Genomic DNA, 12,875 nt, shown 5'->3' on the forward strand with positions numbered 1-12,875 from the left:
GTGAGGGTGCCCGCAGCGTCAGACGATTGGGTCAATCCGCTCCGCGACGGTAGGGACAAGCGCCTACCGCGCATTGCCGGGCCGTGTGCGCTGGTGATCTTCGGTGTCACCGGCGACCTCGCGCGGCGCAAGCTGATGCCGGCCGTCTACGACTTGGCCAATCGTGGTCTCCTCCCCCCCGGCTTCGCCCTCGTCGGGTTCGCCCGGAGGGACTGGGACGACCAGGATTTCGGCAAGGTCGTGCACGACGCGGTGCGCGAGCATTCGCGCACCCCGTTCCGGGAAGATGTGTGGGATCGGCTGTCGGAGGGCCTGCGGTTCGTGCAGGGCTCCTTCGACGACCCGGCATCGTTCTCGGAGCTTGCGTCCACCCTCGACACGCTCGACCGCGAACGTGGGTCCGGCGGCAATCACGGGTTCTACCTCGCGATTCCGCCGGCCGCGTTCCCGGTGGTTCTCAAACAGTTGTCGGAAGCCGGGCTCGCCCAGTCCGACGACGGCCAGTGGAAACGAGTAGTGATCGAGAAGCCGTTCGGCCACGATCTCGACAGCGCTCGCGAGCTCAACGCGGTCGTGAACCAGGTCTTCCCCGAGGACACCGTCTTCCGGATCGATCACTACCTGGGCAAGGAAACCGTTCAGAACATCCTGGCACTGCGATTCGCCAACCAATTGTTCGATCCCATCTGGAACGCCCACTATGTGGACCACGTCCAGATCACGATGGCCGAGGACATCGGTCTCGGTGGACGGGCCGGCTACTACGACGGAATCGGGGCGGCGCGCGACGTCATCCAGAACCATCTCCTCCAACTCCTCGCCTTCACCGCGATGGAGGAGCCGATCAGTTTCGAACCGTCCGAACTGCAGGCGGAGAAGATCAAGGTTCTCTCAGCAACCCGGCTCGCGGAGCCGCTCGACGAAACCACCGCCCGCGGCCAGTACGCCGGCGGCTGGCAGGGCGGGCTTCCTGTGGTCGGTCTGCTGGAGGAGGAGGGTTTCGCTACCGACTCCACTACCGAGACCTTCGCCGCGATCACGCTCGAGGTCGATACCCGGCGGTGGGCGGGAGTGCCCTTCTATCTGCGAACCGGAAAGCGACTGGGCAGGCGGGTCACCGAGATCGCCGTCGTGTTCAAGCGTGCACCGCACCTTCCGTTCGACCAGACGATGACGGAGGAACTCGGCCAGAATGCTCTCGTCATCCGGGTGCAGCCGGACGAGGGTGTGACCATGAGATTCGGGTCCAAGGTTCCCGGGTCGAGCATGGAAGTCCGGGACGTCAACATGGACTTCAGCTACGGGCAGGCCTTCACCGAGTCGTCTCCGGAAGCCTACGAACGTCTCATTCTCGACATGTTGCTCGGTGAGCCGTCGCTCTTCCCCGTCAATGCGGAGGTCGAGCTGTCGTGGGAGATCCTCGATCCGGTACTCGCGCACTGGGCCGCGGAGGGCAAACCGGAACCCTACGAGGCCGGAACGTGGGGCCCACACTCGGCGGACGAGATGATGCGCCGCACCGGCCGCGAATGGAGAAGGCCGTAGATGATCATCGACATTCCCTCGACTACCACCGGCCAGGTCAACAAGAAGCTGGTCGAGCTACGTAAGACCGGCGGCGCTGTCACGCTCGGCCGCGTGCTCACCCTCGTGGTGTGCACGCGCGACAGCGACAACTCCGAGGACATCATCGATGCCGCCAACGAGGCGAGCCGGGAACATCCCTGCCGTGTGATCGTCGTGGCCCACGGTGAGCGGGAAGCGGCGCCGCGGTTGGACGCTCAGATCCGTGTCGGTGGCGACGCCGGCGCATCCGAGGTCGTCGTGCTCCGGCTCTTCGGCGAATTGGCCGACCACGAAAGCAGCGTGGTGGTCCCCTTCCTCCTGCCGGACACACCAGTGGTCGTCTGGTGGCCCGAGATCGCTCCGGCCGTTCCTGCCCAGGACCCCGTGGGCAGGCTTGCGATCCGCCGCATCACCGACGCCACAGGCCGCGACGATCCGACGGCGGAAATCAAGGGCCGGCTCACGTCGTACACGTCCGGTGACTCAGATCTCGCGTGGAGTCGCATCACGTACTGGCGGGCGCTGCTCGCGTCCGCGGTCGATCAGCCGCCGCACTCGGCGATCACCTCAGCGGTGGTGTCGGGTCTGGTGGACGAACCCGCTGTCGATCTGATCGCCGGGTGGCTGGCGAGCCGGGTCGACATGCCCGTGAGTCGCAGGACCGGCCCGCTGTTCGTGGAATTGACCTTTGCCGACGGCGGATCGCTGACTATCAGTCGCCCTCAAACGGGAACGACAGCAACACTGTCGCGGACTGGGAAACCGGACGCGCTGGTGGCCCTGGGCCGCCGGGAAACGCGCGACTGCCTGGCGGAGGAACTGCGCCGACTCGATGCCGACGAGGTCTACGAAGCCGCATTGTCCGGCCTGACGAAGGTGACGTATGAGTGACATTCACGTAGAGGTCCATCCCGACACGGACACGCTGGTGGCTGCGGCCGCCCGACGTTTCGTCGACACGGTCGTCGCCGCCCAGAAATCTCGTGGGTCGGCGTCGGTGGTTCTCACCGGTGGCGGAACCGGGATCGGGATGCTCGCGGAGGTGCGGAAGAATCCCGGTGACATCGACTGGCGTGAACTCGACATCTATTGGGGCGACGAACGATTTCTGCCCACCGGCGATCCGGAACGCAACGACGTGCAGGCGCGGGCCGCGCTCCTCGACCACGTCGATGTCGACCCCGACCGGGTCCACACGATGCCCGTGTCCGACGGTATCTACACCGACGACCCAGAGGCCGCTGCGGTCGCCTACGCGCAAGTCTTGGGCGCGCACGCCAATGGCAAGCAGGTTCCGGTGTTCGATGTCCATCTCCTCGGCATGGGCGGCGAGGGTCACGTCAACTCCCTGTTCCCCGATACCGACGCGGTACGTGAAGAACACCGATTCGTCGTTGCGGTGACGGACTCCCCCAAGCCGCCGCCCGTGCGCATCACCCTTACCCTTCCCGCTGTGCGACATGCAGACGAGGTCTGGCTGGTCGTCTCCGGTGAAGCCAAGGCCGAGGCGGTGGCCGCCGCCGTCGCGGGCGCACCCCCGGTGGAGATACCGGCCTCCGGCGCGCGGGGACTGACCGCCACACGTTGGCTGCTCGATTCTTCGGCCGCATCGCGACTGCCGAGCTGACCCATTCACAGGTGGGGGTCCTTGTCGTCCTCGGCCGGCAACGTCGCCGAGGGACGAGGGCCCTTCTCCGCCTCGATCCGCGTCACGTGGCATGCGGTACTGATCCGGCCGCCGCGGTGCGCGCTCGACCGGCCCGTCCCCCTCTGTCCGTAGCCCGCTCGCCAGTGCTGAGGTTTCCCCGCGCAGCGCCCCATCCTGTAACCCCATTCCGCCTCGAGAGGGTCACGGTCTGTCCCGTTTCGACCCCTTTCCCCGTTTGACGCAGTGGGCCGACAATCGGTTCCCCCGGACCGAAAGTCGCGTGGCGGCGTTGGTGCAGGACAGCTAACCGCTGTTCCGGAGCGCGGTGGCCAGCCCGTTCATCGTGAGCTGGATACCGCGGCGGGTCTGGTCGCTGTCGTCGCCGGCGCGGTATCGGCGCAGCAACTCCACCTGAAGGTGGTTCAGTGGTTCGAGGTACGGGAAGCGATTGTGCACCGACCGTTCGAGCCCCGGGTTGTCGGCGAACAACGTGTCGTTTCCGGTGATCGTCTTGTACATCCGGATGGTGCGTTCGTGCTCCTCGGTGATCTTCCCGAACACCCGTTGCCGCAGCCCCTCGTCGGGAACCAACTCCGAATACCGTGCCGCCAGACCCATGTCGGATTTGGACATCACCATCGCCAGGTTCGACAGGACCGTGCGGAAGAAGGGCCACGTGTCATAGAGCCGTGACAGCGTGGCGACCTTCTCGGGGTCGCCGGCAGTCCACTGCTCGAACGCGGAGCCGGTGCCGTACCACCCTGGCAGCATCACCCGCGACTGGCTCCAGGACAGCACCCAGGGGATCGCGCGCAGGTCGGCGATCGACGTCGTCTGCTTCCGGGACGCGGGCCGGCTGCCGATGTTGAGTGCCCCGATCTCCGCGACGGGCGTCGACATCTCGAAGTACTGAACGAATCCTGGTGTGTCATGGACGAGTTCGCTGTACGCACGGCGCGCGAGTGCGGCGAGTTCGTCGAGGACGCGATAGGCGGGTTCGGCGGCGGCGCCGAGTCCCTCCACGTCGAGCAGGGTGGCCTCGAGGGTTGCCGCGAGAAGGGTTTCGAGGTTGCGTTGCGCGAGGCGGGGTTCCGCGTACTTGGCGGCGATCACCTCGCCCTGCTCGGTGATCCGCAGCGAGCCTGCGACGGCTCCCGGCGGTTGCGCGAGGATCGCCTCGTAGCTGGGTCCACCGCCACGCCCGACGGTGCCACCGCGACCATGGAAGAGGCGCAATCGTATTCCCGTTTTCCGGGCCGCCTCCACCAGATCGAGCTCGGCCCGGTACAGCGCCCAGTTCGCAGCGAGATACCCACCGTCCTTGTTGGAGTCGGAGTATCCGAGCATCACTTCCTGCGAGTCGCCCCGGGACGCCACGAGGGCCCGGTAGAGCGGAATCGCGAGGGTCGCCTCGAGCGTGGATGCGCCGTGCTGGAGGTCCTCGATCGTCTCGAAGAGCGGCACGATCCCCACCGGACACGACGGGTTCTCCCCTGGGCCGGGATCGAACAACCCCACTTCCTTGAGCAGGATCGCCGCCTCGAGCATGTCGCTGACCGAGGTACACATACTGATGATGTAGTTGGGCACCGCTCCGGACCCGAGCGTCCGCACCGCCTCGGCCCCGGCCCCGAGTATGGCGAGCTCCTTGGTGGTCAGTTCGCTGAACTCCGCCTTTGCTGCCGTCAGTGGGCGCCTCGTCGAGAGCTCCGCGGTGAGCAACTCGACCCGTTCGTCCTCGGACAACGACGTGTAGTCGGGATGCACCCCGGCCCAGGCGAGCAGCTCGGCGACGACCGTTTCGTGCACCTCCGAGTTCTGCCGCATGTCGAGGCCCGAGAGATGGAACCCGAACACGTCCACCGATTCGCGGAGGCGGGCGAGGCCGTCGTCGGCGATCGTGCCGTCGCCACCGCGCCGCAGGGACTCGTCGACCACATCGAGCTCGTGGAGCATTTCCCGCGGTGAGTCGTAGGGCGCGAGCCCGAGGTCGAGGGCGTACGCGGGCACCTCCCCGAGGATACGGAGCGCGGTGGCGGTCAGGCGGCCGCGGATCCCGCGGACCGCACGCCGGTACGGCTCGTCGGCACGGAACGGCGAGTCGTCCTTCGAGGCCGCTGCCAGAAGGTCGAGGTCGGGAGTGACCGTTACCAGGCGGGCAGACATCGACAGTTCCCGTTCGAGCGTCGCCAGTTCGCACAGATGATGCTCGACGGCGGTTGCGGCGGCGCGGCTCGTCGCCTGCCTTACGACGTCCGCGGTGACGTTGGGATTGCCGTCCCGGTCGCCACCGATCCACGACCCCGGCCGGAGAATCGGTTCCCGCCCGAGATCGGTGTCGGGCCACCGAGCTTGGAGAGCGTTGCGGAGTTCGGCATTGATCGTGGGCACGACCTCGAAGAGCGCGGCGTCGTAGTAGCGCAGCCCGACTTCGATCTCGTCCTGAATACGCAAGCGGGACAGCCGGATCAGTGCGGTCTGCCACAGGGTGAGGATTTGGCGCCGAAGCCGCACGTCGACGTCGGCGATTTCCGACTCGGTAAGCGCGGTCCGCTCCCGGAAGCGCATCAATTCAGTGATCCGCGTCTGGGTGTCGAACACCGTCCGTCGACGTGTTTCGGTGGGGTGGGCGGTGATCACCGGTGAGACGAGCGCCCCACGTAGGGCTGTCGCGACCACTTCTCGGTCGAGGTCGGCGGCATCGAGCTTCGCGAACGTGGCCGCGAGAGTGCTGTCGGGAGCCGGTTCGCCTGCTGCCACGTGCACAGCCCGGCGGCGTTCCCGGTGAATGTCCTCGGCAAGATTTGCCAGAAGAGCGAAATGGCTGAAGGCGCGGATGACGGGGATGGTGTCCCCGGTGGCGACCTGCGTGAACATGTCGGCCAGTTCGGCGCGGTCGATTTCCGAACGCCGAACACGGAACGATTCGACCCGGGCCTTCTCCACGAGATCGAAGATGTCGTCGCCAGCCTGTTCGCGCACGATCTGACCGAGGATGCCGCCGAGCAGCCGAATGTCTTCGCGGAGTGGTTCGGTGGCTTCACGGGGGGTTTCGGTCATGCACCCAGTATCAACTGCCACTGCGGGGTCCGCATGGTGAAACTGCGGGGTCCGCATGGTGAAACTGCGGGGTCCGCATGGTGAAACTGCGGGGTCCGCAGGGTGACGGCTGATCAGCCGAACTTGATCTCCAGGCCGATGCCGATGATCGAGATCAACCAGATCAGGCCGGTGAAGACGGTGAGGCGGTCGAGGTTCTTCTCAACCACGGTGGAACCGGACAGGCTCGACTGGACGCCGCCGCCGAAGAGGCTGGACAACCCGCCGCCCTTACCGCGGTGCAGGAGCACCAACAGAATCAGCAGCAAGCTGGTGGCAACCAGCAAGATATCCAGGAACAGTTCCATGTCTGTCTACGTCCACCCATCGAGTAGCAACAACTACGACCTCGTACACCCTACAGGCGCTCCGCGCTCGTGCGCCTTTCTGGTAGCCACCACTACCAGAAAGGCGCACGAGCGCCGGAGACGCCTCAGGGCAGGGGCCCGCCGGCAGCGATCGCCGACAGCGTCGCGAACTCGTCGGCCTTGAGTGAAGCGCCGCCCACGAGGGCGCCGTCCACATCGGACTGCCCGACGATCTCGCCGACGTTCTTGGCGTTGACGCTTCCGCCGTAGAGCACACGGACCGTGGAGGCCACCGCAGGGGTGGCCAGTTCGCCGAGGGCGGCGCGGACCGCAGCACAGACTTCCTGGGCGTCCGACGCACTGGCGACCCGGCCGGTGCCGATGGCCCACACCGGCTCGTACGCAATGACGACCTTGGCGACGTCTTCGGCGGACAGCCCGGCGAGCGAGCCCCGCAACTGTTCGACGTTGTACGCCACGTGCTCGCCGGCCTCACGGATGTTGAGGCCCTCACCGATGCAGACGATCGGGGTGAGCCCGTTCTTCAGTGCTGCCTTGGTCTTGGCCAGCACAGTGTCGTTGTCCTCACCGTGCAGGGTCCGACGCTCGGAGTGTCCGACGACGACGAACGTGCACCCCAGCTTGGCCAGCATGGAACCGCTGATCTCGCCGGTGAAGGCACCCGAGTCGTGCGCCGACACGTCCTGCGCCCCGTAGGTGAGCAGGAGCTTGTCACCCTCGACGAGGGTTTGGACACTGCGGATGTCGGTGAACGGTGGGAGCACCGTCACGTCGACCTTGTCGAAATACTTGTCCGGCAGCGAGAAGGCAATCTTCTGAACCAGCGCGATCGCCTCGAAATGGTTCAGATTCATCTTCCAGTTGCCGGCGATCAGCGGCTTGCGCGCCATCAGCCCTCCAGAACCGAGATGCCGGGCAGTTCCTTGCCCTCGAGATATTCGAGAGAGGCTCCACCACCAGTCGAGATATGCGAGAAGCCGTCCTCGGGGAGATCCAGCTGACGCACCGCGGCCGCGGAGTCGCCGCCACCGACGACGCTGAAGGCGCCCTTGCCGGTGGCCTCGATGATGGCCTCGGCAACACCCTTGGTGCCCGCCGAGAACTTCTCGAACTCGAACACACCCATCGGGCCGTTCCAGAACACCGTCTTCGCGCTGGTGAGGATCGCCGCGAATCGGCGCACCGACTGCGGTCCGATGTCGAGGCCCATCCAGCCGTCCGGGATCTCGAGTACCGACACGGTCTTGGACTCGGCATCCGCCGAGAAGGAGTCCGCGATCACCACGTCCTGCGGGATGTGAATGACGTCGGCGTACCGGTCGAGTAGCCCCTTGCACGTCTCGATCATCGACTCCTCGCACAGCGAGTTGCCCACCGAGACGCCCTGCGCGGCCAGGAACGTGTAGAACATGCCGCCACCGATGACGAGGGTGTCGACCTTGGGGGCCAATGCCTCGATCACCGCGAGCTTGTCCGACACCTTCGACCCGCCGAGCACCACCGCGTACGGCCGTTCGGCGTCCTGGGTCAGCTTGCCGAGAACCTCGACCTCCGCGGCGACGAGTGTGCCCGCATAATGCGGAAGCAACTTGGCCACGTCGTAGACGGACGCCTGCGCGCGATGGACGACACCGAAGCCGTCGGAGACGAAAGCACCGTCGTCTCCGACGAGCTCGACGAGCGCCTCGGCGAGCTTGGTGCGCTCCGCCTCGTCCTTGCTCGTCTCGCGCGCGTCGAAGCGGATGTTCTCGAGCAGGAGCACGTCGCCGTCCGTGAGACCCTCCGAGCGGGCCAGAGCGTCCTGGCCGACGACGTCCCCGGCGAGCTGGACGTTGCGGCCGAGTACCTCCGCCAGCTTCACTGCCACGGGTGCGAGCGAGAACTTCGGATCGGGCTTGCCGTCGGGACGGCCCAGGTGGGCGGTGACGATGACCTTGGCCCCGGCTTCCGCCAACGCCTTCAACGTGGGGGCGGACGCGATGATGCGGCCGGGATCGGTGATCTTGTCACCGTCGAGCGGAACGTTGAGGTCGGAGCGCACCAGCACGGTGCGACCCTCCACCCCAGCGTTCAGCAGATCCTGGAGAGTCTGAACTGCCACTGTTATCTGACCTTTGCTCAGAGAGACTTGGCGACGAGACCGATGAGGTCGGCCAGGCGGTTGGAGTAGCCCCACTCGTTGTCGTACCAGGACACGACCTTCGCCTGATCCTCGATGACCTTGGTGAGTCCCGAATCGAAGATGGAGGAGTGCGGATCGGTGACGATGTCGGAGGACACGATCGGCGCGTCGGTGTACTTCAGGATGCCCTTGAGCGGTCCCTCGGCCGCAGCCTTCATCGCGGCGTTGATGTCCTCGACGCTCGCCGACTTCTTCAGGTTTGCGGTGAGGTCGGTGACCGAACCCGTGGGGATCGGCACGCGCAGCGCGTAGCCGTCCAGCTTGCCGAGGAGCTGCGGAAGCACGAGGCCGATCGCCTTGGCCGCACCGGTACCGGTGGGAACCACGTTGAGAGCGGCGGCGCGGGCCCGACGCAGGTCGCTGTGCGGGCCGTCCTGCAGGTTCTGGTCCTGGGTGTAGGCGTGAACCGTGGTCATGAGCCCCTTGACGATGCCGAACTCGTCGTCGAGCACCTTGGCGATGGGCCCGAGGCAGTTGGTGGTGCACGAGGCGTTGGAGATGATGTTCTGGCTGCCGTCGTACTTGTCGTCGTTGACGCCCATCACGATGGTGATGTCCTCGCCCTTGGCCGGGGCGGAGATGATGACCTTCTTGGCGCCGGCGTCGAGGTGACCCTTCGCCTTCGCGGCGTCGGTGAAGATACCGGTGGACTCGACGACGACGTCGACGCCGAGGTCACCCCACGGAAGTGCCGCGGGACCTTCCTTGATCGCGAGAGCCTTGATCTTCTGGCTTCCGACCACGATCGTGTCTTCACCCTCGAGCGAGACGTCGTGCGGAAGACGACCCAGGATGGAGTCGTACTTCAGGAGATGCGCGAGCGTTGCGTTGTCCGTGAGGTCGTTGACCGCCACAATCTCGATGTCGGTGGTTCCGAGCGCCTTCTGCGCATCCACCGCCCTGAAGAAGTTACGCCCGATACGGCCGAAACCGTTTACGCCTACCCGGACAGTCACAATCTGCTCCTTTGCGCATGATTCTGGTGTACAGCTCTGCTGCTCCCGCACCACTCGAATCCACGTGTGCATGGCCGGGCGCGAGGGTCCATCGGTCGATGTGATTCTTACCCTAGTGCTCAGGATCGCCCGGCGCGCACTCCACCCACGCACACCACAGTCCCGCACTCCGGCAAACGGGACCGTGGGCGGGCCGGACAGCTACGCGTCGTCGAGAAGGTCTGCGGTGACGGCCGACTCGGTGTCGGGGATCCCGGTTTCCTTGGCTTTGCGGTCCGCCATGGACAAAAGACGCCGAATTCGCCCTGCGACAGCGTCCTTCGTCATCGGCGGGTCGGCGAGCTGGCCGAGCTCTTCCAGCGACGCCTGCCGGTGCTCGACGCGCAGATGCCCGGCCGCCGCCAGGTGGTCCGGCACCTCGTCGCCCAAAATCTGGAGGGCCCGCTCGACGCGGGCTGCGGCTGCCACTGCCGCACGGGCGGAGCGCCGCAGGTTCGCGTCGTCGAAGTTGGCCAGCCGGTTGGCGGTGGCCCGAACCTCACGGCGCATCCGGCGTTCTTCCCACACGAGGCGGGTGTCCTGCGCCCCCATCCGCGTGAGCAGAGCCCCGATAGCCTCGCCGTCGCGAATGACGACACGGTCGGTGCCGCGGACCTCCCGCGCTTTCGCCGAGATCCCGAGCCGGCGAGCGGCGCCGACGAGCGCGAGCGCGGCCTCCGGACCGGGGCAGCTGACTTCGAGTGCCGAGGACCGTCCCGGTTCGGTGAGCGAGCCGTGCGCGAGGAACGCACCTCGCCACGCCGCCTCCGCGTCGGCGACACTGCCGCCGACGACCTGGGCCGGCAGACCGCGCACCGGACGTCCCCGCAGGTCGAGGAGCCCCGTTTGACGGGCGAGGGCCTCACCCTCCTTCGCAACACGCACGATGTACCGCGACGACTTCCGGAGTCCCCCGGCGCTGAGGACATGGACGTCGGCGCTGTAGGTGAACAGGTCGAAAATTTCCCGGCGTAGTCGCCGAGCCGTGGAGCCGAGGTCGACTTCGGCCTCCACCACCACACGACCACCGACGATGTGCAATCCCCCGGCGAACCGCAGCAGCGACGAAACCTCGGCCTTCCGGCAACTCACATGAGTGACGACGAGACGACTGAGTTCGTCTTTGACCTCTGCTGTCATTGCCACGAAGCGCTCTCCCTTTCCTCTGGTGTCTCGGCCACAACGCTCCCCCGAGACCCCGGGTCGGGGCCGCTCCAGAGCTGTTCGAGAACGGACGCAAGTTTGCCTGCATGGTGCGTGTGGGTGCCGTGTTCCGACACGTCGGCGTAGACGACGCGGGCCCGGAACTGCTCCGCGGCGCGGTCGAGATGCTCGCGTTCCCGGCCCGGGGGGACGGACGCGGAATCGACGACCACGAAGTCGACGGTGAGCCCCGGTGCGTGCCGGGACAGGACGTGTAAGTGCCGTTCCGTGGAGAAACCTGCGGTCTCACCCGGCTCCGGCGCGAGGTTGAGCACCAGAACCTTCCGGGCGACGGTCGCGATCAGCGTTTCGAGAAGTTCGGGTACCAGGACGTGCGGGATGACACTGGAAAACCACGATCCCGGACCGAGGACCACCATGTCGGCGGCCTCGATCGCTCGCACCGCGTCGGGACATGCCGGTGGGTTCGCGGGCAGCAACCGAACGCGGCGCACCTTGCCCGGGGTGGTCGCGACCGCGACCTGCCCGCGGATGCAGCGGCTGACTCGTGGGTCGGCCTCGAGGCCTTGCACATCGGCTTCGATATCGAGTGCGATCGGCGACATCGGCAGCACCCGGCCGTCGATGCGGAGCAGCCGGGCGAGTTCGTCCAAAGCGGCAACGGGGTCGCCGAGAACTTCGGTCAGGCCCGCCAGCATGAGATTTCCCACCGAATGCCCGGCCAGAGCGCCGATACCCCCGAACCGGTGCTGGATGGTGTCCGTCCAGTCCTGCACGTCCGGGTCGTCCGCAGCGAGCGCCGCCAGCGCCATCCGGAGATCTCCGGGTGGGATGACGCCCAGTTCCGCGCGCAGGCGACCCGACGAACCTCCGTCGTCGGCGACGGTGACGACGGCGGTGACGTTCCGGCTGAGTCGGCGCGCCGCACTCAGCGTGGCGAAAAGCCCATGACCTCCGCCGAGCGCGACCACTGCGGGATAGGCGTGCTCCGCCGTCATTCGCGCCCCAGATCACGGTGGACGACACGCACGCCGAGCCCGGAGTCGTTTCCGAGCCGGCCTGCCAAGGCCTCGGACATCGCGACACTGCGATGCTTACCGCCGGTGCAACCCACCGCGATGGTCATGTAACGCTTCCCCTCCCGACGATATCCCGCGATCGTCAGATCCAGCAGATGGTGATAGGTGGTCAGATAGTCGTCCGCGCCGTCCTGCGACAACACGTAGTCCCGCACGTCCGGGCTCTGCCCCGTGTGCGGGCGCAGTTCGGGGATCCAGTGCGGATTGGGAAGAAACCGGACGTCGCAGACCAGGTCCGCGTCCATCGGAAGACCGTACTTGAAACCGAACGACTGGACCGTCACCTGCATCGTGCGGTGCTCGGCGTCCCCGAAGGCGTCTTCGATCTTCTGCCTCAGCTGGTGCGCGGCGAGGGACGAGGTGTCGATCACCAGATCCGCGGCGGCCTTGACCTTGGCGAGTTGGTCGCGCTCGGCGGCGATGCCCTCGGACAGGGTTCCCTGGGCGCCGCCCCCGGACAGCGGATGACTTCGCCGCACCTGCTCGAAGCGGCGCACCAACACCTCGTCGGACGCATCGAGGTACAGCACCCGGGTGTGCACCGGCTTGTACTCCAGCTCGGTGAGAACCCAGCCGAGGTCTCCGGTGAACAGCCTGCTGCGCACGTCGATGACCACCGCGAGGCGTTCGAGTCGCGAATCGGATTCCAGACTCAGATCCACCATGCGGGAGATCAGTTCCGGTGGCAGATTGTCGGCGACGTACCACCCGAGGTCTTCGAGAACCTTCGCGGCGGTTTGCAATCCCGCCCCCGAAAGCCCGGTGACGAGAAGGAAGTCCATCGGCCGAACCGTGGGTGGACGGTCGCTCTGC

The 12,875-nt window shown here is 66.5% G+C and carries 11 protein-coding genes; 3 read left to right on the forward strand and 8 right to left on the reverse strand.

The window, feature by feature from the left end:
• From zwf to pgl, 3 genes are read left to right on the forward strand one after another with little or no spacing between them, the layout of a single operon-like run.
• The gene (gene zwf, locus CBI38_RS15905) at positions 1–1,545 is read left to right on the forward strand and encodes a glucose-6-phosphate dehydrogenase (RefSeq protein ID WP_109330226.1); all 1,545 of its coding nucleotides are present in this window, start codon (positions 1–3) and stop codon (positions 1,543–1,545) included.
• The gene (gene opcA, locus CBI38_RS15910) at positions 1,546–2,457 is read left to right on the forward strand and encodes a glucose-6-phosphate dehydrogenase assembly protein OpcA (protein WP_109330228.1); all 912 of its coding nucleotides are present in this window, start codon (positions 1,546–1,548) and stop codon (positions 2,455–2,457) included. It begins immediately after the preceding gene.
• Entirely contained in the window at positions 2,450–3,193 is a 744-nt protein-coding gene (gene pgl, locus CBI38_RS15915) for a 6-phosphogluconolactonase (RefSeq protein ID WP_109330230.1), read from the forward strand. Before opcA ends, pgl begins: the two co-directional genes overlap by 8 nt.
• Before the next feature lie 324 nt (positions 3,194–3,517).
• On the opposite strand, the gene ppc is transcribed toward pgl, so the two are convergent.
• The 8 genes from ppc to rapZ all read right to left on the reverse strand — a co-directional run bounded on the left by ppc (position 3,518) and on the right by rapZ (position 12,844).
• Complete coding sequence (gene ppc, locus CBI38_RS15920; RefSeq protein WP_109330232.1) at positions 3,518–6,274, reverse strand: phosphoenolpyruvate carboxylase; 2,757 nt, start codon at positions 6,272–6,274, stop codon at positions 3,518–3,520.
• Positions 6,275–6,387: 113 nt separating this feature from the next.
• Positions 6,388–6,621: a preprotein translocase subunit SecG gene (gene secG, locus CBI38_RS15925; RefSeq protein ID WP_109330234.1), complete on the reverse strand. Its 234-nt coding sequence runs from the start codon at positions 6,619–6,621 to the stop codon at positions 6,388–6,390.
• Positions 6,622–6,746: 125 nt separating this feature from the next.
• Positions 6,747–7,532, reverse strand: coding sequence for a triose-phosphate isomerase (tpiA, locus tag CBI38_RS15930; protein ID WP_109330236.1), 786 nt, complete (start codon positions 7,530–7,532; stop codon positions 6,747–6,749).
• A complete protein-coding gene (locus CBI38_RS15935; protein ID WP_109330238.1) occupies positions 7,532–8,743 on the reverse strand; it encodes a phosphoglycerate kinase in 1,212 nt (403 codons plus the stop codon). Before CBI38_RS15935 ends, tpiA begins: the two co-directional genes overlap by 1 nt.
• Before the next feature lie 17 nt (positions 8,744–8,760).
• Entirely contained in the window at positions 8,761–9,780 is a 1,020-nt protein-coding gene (gap, locus tag CBI38_RS15940; RefSeq protein ID WP_109330240.1) for a type I glyceraldehyde-3-phosphate dehydrogenase, read from the reverse strand.
• Between the two features lie 201 nt (positions 9,781–9,981).
• Complete coding sequence (gene whiA / locus CBI38_RS15945; protein WP_201453625.1) at positions 9,982–10,959, reverse strand: DNA-binding protein WhiA; 978 nt, start codon at positions 10,957–10,959, stop codon at positions 9,982–9,984.
• The gene (locus tag CBI38_RS15950; RefSeq protein WP_109330244.1) at positions 10,956–11,981 is read right to left on the reverse strand and encodes a gluconeogenesis factor YvcK family protein; all 1,026 of its coding nucleotides are present in this window, start codon (positions 11,979–11,981) and stop codon (positions 10,956–10,958) included. The genes whiA and CBI38_RS15950 overlap by 4 nt, the downstream gene beginning before the upstream one ends.
• The gene (gene rapZ, locus CBI38_RS15955) at positions 11,978–12,844 is read right to left on the reverse strand and encodes an RNase adapter RapZ (RefSeq protein WP_204164970.1); all 867 of its coding nucleotides are present in this window, start codon (positions 12,842–12,844) and stop codon (positions 11,978–11,980) included. Before rapZ ends, CBI38_RS15950 begins: the two co-directional genes overlap by 4 nt.
• Between the last annotated feature and the right edge of the window lie 31 nt (positions 12,845–12,875).

The sequence above is a fragment of the Rhodococcus oxybenzonivorans genome, assembly GCF_003130705.1.
Classification (GTDB): Bacteria; Actinomycetota; Actinomycetes; order Mycobacteriales; family Mycobacteriaceae; genus Rhodococcus_F; species Rhodococcus_F oxybenzonivorans.

Excerpts from the sequence above, each read along its gene's own strand:
- ppc (WP_109330232.1), bottom strand. The coding sequence starts at position 6,274 with ATGACCGAAACCCCCCGTGAAGCCACCGAACCACTCCGCGAAGACATT.
- tpiA (WP_109330236.1), bottom strand. The coding sequence starts at position 7,532 with ATGGCGCGCAAGCCGCTGATCGCCGGCAACTGGAAGATGAATCTGAAC.
- secG (WP_109330234.1), bottom strand. The coding sequence starts at position 6,621 with ATGGAACTGTTCCTGGATATCTTGCTGGTTGCCACCAGCTTGCTGCTG.
- rapZ (WP_204164970.1), bottom strand. The coding sequence starts at position 12,844 with ATGGACTTCCTTCTCGTCACCGGGCTTTCGGGGGCGGGATTGCAAACC.
- opcA (WP_109330228.1), top strand. The coding sequence starts at position 1,546 with ATGATCATCGACATTCCCTCGACTACCACCGGCCAGGTCAACAAGAAG.
- pgl (WP_109330230.1), top strand. The coding sequence starts at position 2,450 with ATGAGTGACATTCACGTAGAGGTCCATCCCGACACGGACACGCTGGTG.
- whiA (WP_201453625.1), bottom strand. The coding sequence starts at position 10,959 with ATGACAGCAGAGGTCAAAGACGAACTCAGTCGTCTCGTCGTCACTCAT.
- CBI38_RS15950 (WP_109330244.1), bottom strand. The coding sequence starts at position 11,981 with ATGACGGCGGAGCACGCCTATCCCGCAGTGGTCGCGCTCGGCGGAGGT.